The organism is Nocardia sp. NPDC004722, assembly GCF_053601505.1.
Genome location: NZ_JBSGBY010000025.1, coordinates 19341 through 29937, shown reverse-complemented (window position 1 = coordinate 29937; position 10597 = coordinate 19341). Strand labels below are relative to the sequence as shown.

At 65.5% G+C, this 10597-nt stretch carries 8 protein-coding genes; 3 read left to right on the top strand and 5 right to left on the bottom strand.

What is annotated here, in order from left to right:
- From ACWELQ_RS05305 to ACWELQ_RS05290, 4 genes are all read right to left on the bottom strand, one after another.
- Positions 1 to 2409, bottom strand: a 2409-nt coding sequence (locus ACWELQ_RS05305; RefSeq protein ID WP_452395784.1) for a BREX system ATP-binding domain-containing protein, incomplete at its 3' end; no start/stop codon positions are given.
- 98 nt (positions 2410 to 2507) lie between these two features.
- Positions 2508 to 3983 (bottom strand): aldehyde dehydrogenase family protein, encoded by a 1476-nt coding sequence (locus ACWELQ_RS05300; protein ID WP_452395783.1) that lies wholly within the window; start codon positions 3981 to 3983, stop codon positions 2508 to 2510.
- 44 nt (positions 3984 to 4027) lie between these two features.
- On the bottom strand, positions 4028 to 4279 hold the full coding sequence (locus tag ACWELQ_RS05295; protein ID WP_452395782.1) for a hexameric tyrosine-coordinated heme protein: 252 nt from the start codon (positions 4277 to 4279) through the stop codon (positions 4028 to 4030).
- 22 nt (positions 4280 to 4301) lie between these two features.
- Positions 4302 to 5141, bottom strand: a complete 840-nt coding sequence (locus tag ACWELQ_RS05290) for an alpha/beta fold hydrolase (RefSeq protein ID WP_452395781.1) — start codon at positions 5139 to 5141, stop codon at positions 4302 to 4304.
- Positions 5142 to 5362: 221 nt separating this feature from the next.
- Here ACWELQ_RS05290 and ACWELQ_RS05285 point away from each other — a divergent pair, with 221 nt between their 5' ends.
- Entirely contained in the window at positions 5363 to 6163 is an 801-nt protein-coding gene (locus tag ACWELQ_RS05285) for an alpha/beta hydrolase (RefSeq protein ID WP_452395780.1), read from the top strand.
- 24 nt (positions 6164 to 6187) lie between these two features.
- Positions 6188 to 6967: an oxidoreductase gene (locus ACWELQ_RS05280; protein WP_452395779.1), complete on the top strand. Its 780-nt coding sequence runs from the start codon at positions 6188 to 6190 to the stop codon at positions 6965 to 6967.
- An 860-nt stretch (positions 6968 to 7827) separates the two neighbouring features.
- On the opposite strand, the gene ACWELQ_RS05275 is transcribed toward ACWELQ_RS05280, so the two are convergent.
- Positions 7828 to 8775, bottom strand: a complete 948-nt coding sequence (locus tag ACWELQ_RS05275) for a hypothetical protein (RefSeq protein ID WP_452395778.1) — start codon at positions 8773 to 8775, stop codon at positions 7828 to 7830.
- A gap of 176 nt (positions 8776 to 8951) precedes the next feature.
- Here ACWELQ_RS05275 and ACWELQ_RS05270 point away from each other — a divergent pair, with 176 nt between their 5' ends.
- Positions 8952 to 10580, top strand: coding sequence for a flavin-containing monooxygenase (locus ACWELQ_RS05270; RefSeq protein ID WP_452395777.1), 1629 nt, complete (start codon positions 8952 to 8954; stop codon positions 10578 to 10580).
- Positions 10581 to 10597: the final 17 nt, after the last annotated feature.

The following is a 10597-nucleotide window of genomic DNA, read 5'->3' as shown; positions in this document are numbered from 1 at the left end:
CTGCCGGCGCAACCAGGTTCCGTACGCCAGGTCGAGGCGAGCGCGGTACCACGGGCTGGCCGCGGCGGCGAGTTCGTAGGCTCGAGCGAACCGTACTTCGGCTTCGTCGTCCGGGGCGAGCAAAGCGTGGGCGAAACGGTAGGCCCGGTGCACGCCGAGGGAATCAGTATGGGCCAGCATCGGTTCCATGCGCGCCACGATCGCGCGCGCGTCCTCGACCCGGTCGGCGTCCGCGGCGGCCTCGGCGAGATAGTCGATGGCCCAGTAGCTCTGCAGCGCGTGGTAGGCCGGATCGGCAGGATCCATCATGCGACGCAACTGCTGGTAGGCCCCTTCGGGGTCGGCACAACCGAGCCGGGACAGTCCCTTCGACAACTGCACGCCGTTGAGCAGGCCCTCGTTGCCCGAAAGAACGGCTGCCCGTTCGACTTCCGCGAGCAATGCCGCCGAATCGGAGGACAAGCCGCGTAGCGCGGCGAGATTGGCCTTGCCCAACGCCGCGCACGCCTGCCAGATCGTTTGCCTGGTCTCGGCAGCCAGCCGATACGCCTCGTCGGCCGCGGCCTCGGTCAGATCCCAACGCCCCACATACATTCCGGCGAAGGTGCGCAGAATCAGCACCTGGCACAACAGCGCGAGCCGTCCTTGGCGGCGCAGGCCATCGACGGCGGGCATCACGAAGGACAGGGCGCGGTCGAAATCGCCGCACACGAAGGCCACCCGGGCGAGCACGGCGGACAGCTGCGGATCGGGATTGCCGTGTTCGCTCCACCATGCCAGCTCTGCGAGCACCGACCGATGTCGGTGCATACCATCGGTGATCGCGTCGATCACCAGTCGGCGCGGATCTCGTGACGGCTGCGGCAGGTGATCGGAGACGGCCAGTACCGCCGCCCGCGCCTCCGCCCCGAGCTCGGCCCAATAGAACCGCAATACGCTGCCGGCCAACAGATTCGCGGCGAGTTCGGTATCGCCGCCATCGCGGGCGTGCGCCGCCGCGCGGATCAGTCGGCGCATAGCGTCGACATCTCCGGGCACGCCATCGTCGAAGGCGCTCTCGAGCACGGTCAGGCGAGCCCGCTCGGGGGGATCGAGCGTCAGGTCCCGGATACGGTCGATCATTCTCGCGACAGTGTCGGGAAGACCTAGCTCGAATGCGACCTCACCGGCTCGCAGCAGCCTGCGGGACCGGGGTCCGTCACCGTTGGACAGCTCTGCGGCTTTGTCCAGCCAGGTCGCCGCCGTCGCGGGGGCGCCGCGTTCGAGGGCTCGCGTGGCCGCAGTGTCCAGGGCTGCCGCGACGTTTTCGTCGGGTCCGGCCGACGCCGACGCCAGGTGCCAGATTCTGCGATCCGGGTCGCGGGCGACAGCGCGGGCCAAGGCCAGGTGCGCGGCGCGACGCCAGTAGGCACCCGCCGACTGCACGACCGCCGACCGCATCAATGGATGCCGGAATCGTATTGCGGGACCGTCGATCACGAGCATGTCGAGACCGAGTATCGCGTCGACGTCGGTCGGCGAGAGCGGGTGGCCGACCATAATCGCGGCGGCGTCCATCACCTCGGCCATACTGTCGCTGTCATTAACGGCGGCGAGCAGCACCAGCAGCCGCGGCTCTTCTTCGAAACCTGCCAGTCGGGCGGTGAACGCACGTTCCAGCCGGGCGGACATGGGAATCGGATCACTCGGTGCCCCGAACATGTCGGCCTGATCGGTTTCCCGCAGCACCGAGGGCAGCTCGATCAGCGCCAGCGGATTGCCTCGCGCGGCGTTCAGCACCCGGCGTTCGACCGCGGTCGGCAGGTCAGGGGTGCTGTGTCGCAGGAGCGCCAGCGAGTCACCCGTGTCCAACTCCTCGAGTACCTGCCGCATCACCACCGAATCGAGCGTGGCCGACTCGGCGGTGGCGCTGGGACGAGCCGCGGCCAGCATGATCGCGGGTTCGGTGGCGAGCCGCCGGGCCACGAATTCCACGGCGCGGCGGCTCGCCTCGTCGAGCCAATGCAGATCGTCGACCACCAGCAGCACGGGCTGATCCGCCGCCAGCTCGCAGATCAGTTCCAACGCGGCCAGTGCGACGAAGAAATGTTCGGGCGGCTCATTCGACCGTGCCCGTCCGAACGCGGTGAGCAGTGCGTCCCGATGGCCCGGTGAGAGCGTGTCGATACGGTCGAGCACCGGGCGCAGCAGATCGTGGAGCGCGGCGAAGGCCAGGTGCTGCTCGGTCTCGACCCCGCGCGCGGACAACACCAGCATTCCGCGCGCTTCGGCCAGCGCGGCGGCCGCGGTCAGCAAAGCCGTCTTCCCGATACCCGGCTCACCGACGAAAACCTTTGCCGCGCCGCCGGTCCGTACCTCGTCGAGCAACGCTTGCAGGGTTGCTACCTCCGCGTTCCGCCCCACCAGCATCTATTCGTCTCTCACCGATCTACCCGCCGTCCCGCCCAACACCGGGACGCCATGCACACTGTCGCGGAATGATCCTACGACTGTGACGAGCACTGAGATCAGAATGGGTACTTGCGCGGTTCGTGTTGGACGGACACCCAGTGGTGGGTGGTGAATTCCTCCATCGACCAGCTGCCGCCGAATCGCCCCAAGCCGGACAGCTTCTCGCCGCCGTAGGCGGTGTTGTCCTCCTCGTTCACCGGACTGTCGTTGACGTGGGTCATGCCGGCGTTGAGGCGCAGTGCGAATCGAGTGCCGCGTTCCCGGTCTCGGGTATGCACCGCACTCGACAGCCCGTATTCGGTGTCGTTGGCCAAACGCAGCGCGTGCTCTTCGCCTGCGGCTTCGATGATCGTGATGACCGGACCGAAGACCTCCTCACGTGCTGTCGCGATCTCGTTGCCGCCCAGCAGGATTTGTGGCGGCAGCGCGAGTCCGGCCGGGCCGACGGGAGCTCCGCCCAGCACTGGTCGCGCCCCTTCGCACAGGGCGCGGGTAACCTTCTCCTGGACCGAGTCGAGCTGGCGGCGGCTGATGAGAGGGCCGATGAAGGTCGAAGGATCCGAGGGATCACCGACCCCGAGCGTCCTGGTCCGTGCGACGAACCGATGGACGAACTCATCGTGCAGCGCGGTATCGACAATGATGCGGTTGGCGATCATGCAGATTTGGCCGGAGTTGTAGAACGAGCCGAACACCGCAGCGTCCACAGCCGATTCGATATCGGCGTCGTCGAGAACCACCAGTGGTGCGTTGCCGCCGAGTTCCAGGAGCAGCCGTTTGATTCCGGCACGCCGGGAAATGCCGATGCCGGTCTCGGTGGAGCCGGTGAACGACACCACCCGCGGCGTGGGATGCGAGATCAGCGCATCGCCGATCGTCGCAGACCGGCCCACCACCACATTGAGAACTCCGGCGGGCAGTCCAGCCTCCTCCAGAATTCTGGCCAGCAGCAGTCCACCGGTCACCGGCGTCTCGCTCGACGGTTTGAGCACCACGGCATTGCCCAGCGCGAGCGCCGGCGCCAGCGTCCGATTGGTGAGATACATCGGGAAATCCCATGGGCTGATCAGGCATACGACGCCGACGGGGCGTCGATACACCCGGTTCTCCTTACCTGGAATGTCGGAGGGAATGATCCGCCCCTCCGCGTGGTGCGGCATCGCGGCCGCCTCCAGGAAGCCGGCTCGCACGACGCCGAGTTCGATCTCGACTTTGGCTCGTGTGCCGCCCGATTCGGCGATCATCCATCCCGCGAGCTCCTCGTGGCGGGCGCTCACGATGTCGGCGGCCGCCCGCATGACGGCGGCGCGGGTTTCGGGAGTCGTTGCGGCCCATGCGATCTGGGCGGAGGCCGCGGCCGCATAGGCCGTCTCGACGTCGGGGACGTCGGCCTCAGGTATCTCGAGCAGAACCTCTCCGGACCACGGATTCAGATCCGTGAGGACTTCCCCGGACACGCCGGTCCGGTAGTCACCGCCGATCGGCATGGTGTGAAAGTCGCTGTAGCGCGGGGGCGCGGTGATAGTAGCCATGTCATCGTTCCTTGGATGGTTTCGATTCGGGGTGTTCGACCGCGTCAGCGCCAGTAGTTGTTGGCCGCGGCGATGGTGGCGAATTCGACGGCGACCACGTGGCCGGCGGCAATCAGGCCGTTGGGGTCGTTCGCGTAACGCGCTCGACCCGATTCCAGAATGTCGAGATCGGTCTGGATGGTGTGAACGGTATTGCGCGCCATCGCGATAGCAAGCGCACGGCCCTCTTCGGCTGTCGCGGTGAGCAAGGTGCCGCCCGGCACCAGAATCAGGGCCGCATCAGGTACCCGGTTCATCGTTGTCCGCCTTTCGGTTCGGTTAGCCAATGCCATCGATGGCATCGAGAACGATGCCGACGACTGCATCCGGATGCGCGACCATCACCGCGTGCGAGGAGTGCACGGTCTCGATGTGAGAGCCCGCCCGTTGCGCCATGAACCACTGGCCCGCAGGCGGAATGGCCTTGTCGTCGAGAGTGATCAGATCCCAGCTCGGCACCGTGGCCCAGGCCGGATCGCCGGAGGGCTCGAGTTGCGCTGTCAGCGCGAGCGGATGCTGGGTGGCCGCCATCCTGGCGGCCTCGTCGGCAGCGACGTCGCCGGCGAACACGGCAGGGAAGTCCTCGGTCTTGATGTAGACATCGGCGTTGAGGATGTCGAGCCGCGGCCGGATATCGATAGTGGCCGGACCCAGGAGCGCGCCGGGAAACCTGATCGGATCCACAGCGGTGGTGATGCTCTCGCCCGCGACGGGAAGGAACGCGCCGACGTATACCAACGCTTTCACTGCCGGAAGGCCACGAGCGGCATTGGTGATGACGGCCCCACCATAGGAGTGTCCGACCAGCACGATCGGCCCGGGAATGGTACGCAATACCGAGCGGACGTAGTCGGCGTCACTTGCCAAGCCGCGCAAAGGGTTCGCGACGGCGACCGCGTCGTAGCCGAGGCGCTGAAATGCAGCAATGTCCGCATCCCAGCCAGTGGTGTCGGCGAACGCGCCGTGGACCAGCACGATCGTCGGTCGAGCCGAGACATTCGCGGGCACATCGGCGGCCGACCGTGGAATCCACGTGTCGACAGCGACCGTGGGTGTCACCGCGGCAAGGGTGACGGCAAGCATCAGCAGGGGGCGCCGCCAACTGTTTTTCATACGCATTGTGCTTCCTTTCCCGGAGTCGATCCGCACCCGTTCGCGCGATCGACGATCCGAAGCTAGGTCGGGGCGACACCGCCGGGCTTGAGTCATCTGACTGCCGACCGCCCGCGACGGCACTCGCAGTCATCACACCGGCGACGCGCAGTCGATTGACCGAAGCGGGGATTGCCGTGGCCACGACACCATTCCGGTATCGCGTTCCCCGACGAAAGAAGACGATCATGAACTCCCCTGAGCGGCCCGTTGTCTTCATCCACGGCCTCTGGTTGCATCCCGGCTCCTGGGCACCGTGGGTGGAGCTCTTCACCGAACTCGGCTATCGCCCCATTGCTCCCGGCTGGCCCGGCGTGGCACCTACGGTCGAGCTGACCCGCGCGCACCCGGACAGTGTCGCCGACCACGGCATCGACGATGTGGTGGCCCACTACTCGTCGGTCATCGACACCTTGCCGACCCCGCCGATCGTGATCGGCCATTCGTTCGGCGGGCTGATCGCTCAGAAGCTGCTCGGCCAGAACAAGGCCGCCGCGGCGATTGGCATCGACGCCGCGCAGATCAAAGGCGTCCTACCCCTGCCGCTTTCGGCACTGCACTCGACGCTGCCGGTGTTCAAGAACCCCGCCAACAAGCATCGGTCCGTGATGCTGTCCGCGGACCAGTTCCGCTACGGGTTCGGCAATGCGATTACGGCCGAGGAATCCGACGCACTGTACGAGCGATGGGCCATCCCGGCACCCGGCAAGCCACTGTTCGAGGCGGCGGCCGCGAACTTCACGCCGCACTCGCCGGCCGAGATCGATACCGACAACGAATCGCGTGGTCCGCTGCTCCTGATCGCGGGCGGCAAAGACCATACCGTGCCGGAAGTCATCACCGAATCCACGTTGAAGCAGTATCGGCACACCGGGGCGGTCACCGAACTGATCGAGTTCGCCGATCGCGGACATTCGCTGACCATCGACAGCGGATGGCGGCAAGTCGCCGATTCCTGCGTGAAATGGCTTGCCGGACAAGGCTTGTAGAGCAGAACGAAAGGAGTACTCGTCATGGATCTCGAGTTACGCGGGCAGACCGCTATCGTCACCGGAGCGAGCCGCGGCATCGGCCTGGCCATCGTCGAAGCGCTGGCCGCCGAGGGTGCGCATGTCGTCGCCGGCGCTCGGTCATCCTCCGCCGCCCTCGACAAGCTGGTCGCCGAGGGCGGCGTGCGATGGGTCGCAGTCGATCTGGCCTCCGCGTCCGGGATTGCCGAGCTCGCCCGGGCCGCCGGAGATCGGATCGACATTCTTGTCAACAACGTCGGTAGCGCGCCGGCGAGGCCGGACGGCTTCCTCAACGTCACCGATGAGCACTGGCACACGACCCTCGACCTCAACCTGATGGCCGCCGTGCGCATGACCAGGACCGTCCTGCCCACCATGATCACCCGAGGCAGCGGCGCCATCGTGAACATCGCCTCGGTGAATTCCGCACTGCCGGACCCACTGGTCATCGACTACAGCGCCGCCAAGGCCGCCCTGGCCGCCTTCTCCAAAGCCCTCTCGAAGGAATTCGGTCCCAAAGGCATTCGCGTCAACACGGTCAGCCCCGGCCCGGTCGAGACAGACTTGTGGCTGGCCCCCGGCGGCGTCGCGGATGTAGCCGGCAAGGGGGCGGGCGTGTCACCGGACGCCATCAGAGCCGCCGCAGCAGCGGCCACCACGACCGGGCGGTTCTCCCAACCACGTGAAATCGCCGACGCGGTCCTCCTGCTCGCAAGCAGCCGCAGCGCCAACACGACTGGTGCAGATCTGCGCATCGACGGCGGCTATACACCCACCTGGTGATCCTTCAGACGTCGCCGAAGCCAGCCACAGCCCGCCTCACCCGGATCAACCCGGGGACAGCGGATAGATCCGCCGCGGTACCGGCAGATCGGCTGAAATCTGCAGCTCACGGCGGGTCCAGCTTGTTGTGGATGCTGTCCGTGCAGCTCCGGCGAAACGAACCCACACCGCGACGAATCATCGGGACTCGTTCGCTGGCTGTCGCAGTTCGAACGACAGTCAGTGGAGCTCATCGAAGCCGACGCGATTCAGCCTCAGAAGCGGCTTGTGTAGGGAGACACCCAGAGCGGCCCACCTGAAGCAGTGCCAGTAAGCCAGTCTCAGCACCGGCAACCCCGCCGACCTTGCGAGACTACCGGGGAGCTGCCGACCGGACCCGAGAAATCATGGACGTCAACGAAACTCAACTTGGGCAACCGTCCGGGACCAATGGGCTGGCACCCCAACGATCGCAACCGTCCCATATGTCCCGCGTTGTCCGCCCGAACGCACCAGGTGGCAATAGATTTCGCAGTATTAGGCGCGCCGTTCGGCATCGACATACCGGACGGTTGCCAAATTCGTTGCCAGAAACCTCGATAAAAGTTGAGGGCGGCCCTGAAACCTACCGGTCAGGACCGCCCCCAATGGTAGCGGGGACAGGATTTGAACCTGCGACCTCTGGGTTATGAGCCAACAAGGACACGTCCCGCACGGTCCCTGCGAGTACCGGGTGATCCCGTTTCCGCTGGTCACAGGGGACGCCATACGTCCGTACCGTCTAGGTGATTCCACCCGTTTCGTGGGGTTCCGCTGCGTCCGGTTGCCAAATCCGTTGCCAATTTGAGCGGAACCGCCGGGCCCGCCTGCGCCCCGTCCGGTCAATGGCGGCGTCGGACGAACAAGAGATCGGAGGCGGATTTCAGCGCAGCCCACGATATTTCCGCGAGTGAGCGGATGAGGACTCGTGCGAGTTGGGGGTTGGAGTGCAGCCCGGTGCGGATGGCGGCGGCGGTGGTGGTGATCGCGGTGCGGACCTGGTCCGGGTCGACGGTGGAGAGGAAGCGGCCGTAGGCTTCCGGCTGCGCCGTGGGGTCGGCTGCGGCTACTCGGTTGTGCATGGCAAGCAGGGCCGTGACGATGCGGCCGAGCTGTTGCGGTTCGGCTTGCTCGTGCATCACGCGACCGACGTTGTGGTAGGACGATTCCGGGAGCTGGGCAATCCTTTCCGCGTAGTAGGCAAGGCCACGGCCGAAGTTGGCGAGGATTCGGGTGTTGGAGGACACCGCGTCGTCGAGGACGTCGTGGTGGGTGGTGGTGGCGTCCGCCATCGCGTACAGCCACTGCTCCAGTAGCAGCGATGTCGTCACGAAAGCCTCGTGGCTCTCGTGGTATCGACCGGTCGTGAGGTATCGGTCGATCAGGTCGTCGAAGGTCGGCCGGAAGAGGCTGATGTCGTCGCGAAGGGCGTTGGTGCCCACCGACAGTGCGGTGACAGTGCGTCCCGCCTGTGCGGTGTCGACGCTCTCGAGCAGGTCGAGCATCAGTCCGCCGAACGCGATTCGGAATCGTTCGCGATCCTCGGCCGACAGTTCCTCGGCGTAGTTCGCGGAATCGACTGCCACCTCGTAATGAGTGGCGAACACGTGCCCCAGTCGCCGGAAGGCTTCTCGGCCGGCGGTGGCCGCCTCACCGTCGGCGGTGGCGCCCACGGGTGTGCTCGCCGCCGCAGCCAGGCGATCGAAGTAGGAGTCGACTATTTGCCGGTATCGGTCGCCGTTGGCGAGGGTGGACTGGTTGTCGGTCTCAGGGTGGACTGCATCGGCCATGCCGGCCACGGTAGGGCTCGCCGACCGGTGCCGCCCAGGCCCTTGTCCCGGGTTCTGGGACAGCTTTCCACCTGCGCGATGACTACCACCCCTGGCTTGTACAACTGTGTAGGTACTAATATGTAAAGTCGAAGTACCGGGCCCGAGTGGCCGATGCAAACAGAGGATGTAAAGCAATGACGCTGGAAGACACCCGTAGAACCCGCACGCCACGCAAGCGCAAGAGTTCGCCGTCGGCAACGGAGACGCATCCCGCCCTCGCGCCGGTGGATCACGAGATCGTGGTGGTGGGTGCAGGGTTTTCCGGCATTGGACTGGGGATCCACCTGAAACGGGCGGGCTTTCACAACTTTGCGATCGTGGACGCCGCCGACGGTGTGGGTGGGGTGTGGCGCCACAACGTCTATCCCGGTATAGCCGTGGATATCCCGAGCACGACCTACTCCTACTCGTTCGAGCCGAACCCCAACTGGTCACAGTTGTTCGCCCCGGGCCAGGAGCTGCGCGACTACGCCGAGCATTGCACCGCGAAATACGGCTTGGCCGAGCACCTGAGGCTGAATACGACGGTCCAGTCGGCCGAATTCGATGAGGCCGAGTGCATTTGGCGAGTCAATACCGACAAAGGCGTGGTACGGACGCGGTTCCTGGTCGGCGCGGTCGGCCCGCTCGACAGCCTGAAATACCCGGATATCAAGGGAATCGACGAGTTCGGGGGCGAGATCATGCATACCGCCCGCTGGGACGACTCGGTCCGGATCGACGGAGCCCGCGTCGGAATCATCGGCACCGGGGCCTCGAGCCTGCAGGTCACGCCGCAGATCGGACCGCGCGCAGCACATTTGGATGTCTATCAGCGCACACCCATCTGGGTCATCCCGAAGCCGAACTCGAACATCCCGGCTTGGGCCAGGCGACTGTTCCGCTGGGCTCCCCCGACGCAGCGTGTGTTGCGCGCCGGCACCACTTCCGTTGCCGAGTTCATCATGACCGCTGGGGCGGTATACCACACCAGGCTTCCGTTCCTGGTTCGGTACATGGAGCGAATGTGCTTGCAGCACTTGGAGAACCAGGTAAAGGATCCCGAAACACGGGAGAAACTGACACCGGCCTATGCCTTCGGCTGCAAACGACCGTCGTTCTCGAGTACGTATCTGCCGACCTTCAACCGGCCCAACGTCGACCTGGTCACCGACCGCATCGACCACATCACGAAGGACGGGATCGTCACTGTCACCACCGACTCGCGGACCGGCGAATCCGTCGAAACCCTGCATCCCCTCGACACCCTGATCCTGGCAACCGGATTCAAGACCCTGGACCGCGGCGGCATTCCGGCGTTCCCGGTCCACGGACTGAGCGGCGTCGAGCTGGGCTCGTACTGGTACGAGAACCGATACCAGAACTATGAGGGCATCTCGACTCCCCTGGCCCCCAACTTCTGGCTGATGAACGGCGCATGGTCGGTCGCGGGCAGTTCTTGGTTCAGCGTCATCGAATCCGGTTGCACCCATATTCTGCGCTGCCTCAACGAAGCGCGGCAGCGCGGCGCCTACCGCGTCGCGGTGAAACAGGCTGCCATGGACAACTACATGGCCGACATGTACAAGAAGGTCCAGCACACTGTGTTCGCACAACCCAGCTGCGCGAACGCCAACAGCTACTACTTCGATCATCGCGGCGATGCGCCGTTCGTGCGACCGGTCTCGGGCGCCGCCTTGTGGCTGGCGAGCAAGACCTTCGATCTCGACGACTACGATTACGGCGTCACGCCGATCGGCCTCTACGAATCTCCGCTGCACTGAACCGTTTTCGGCCGGTG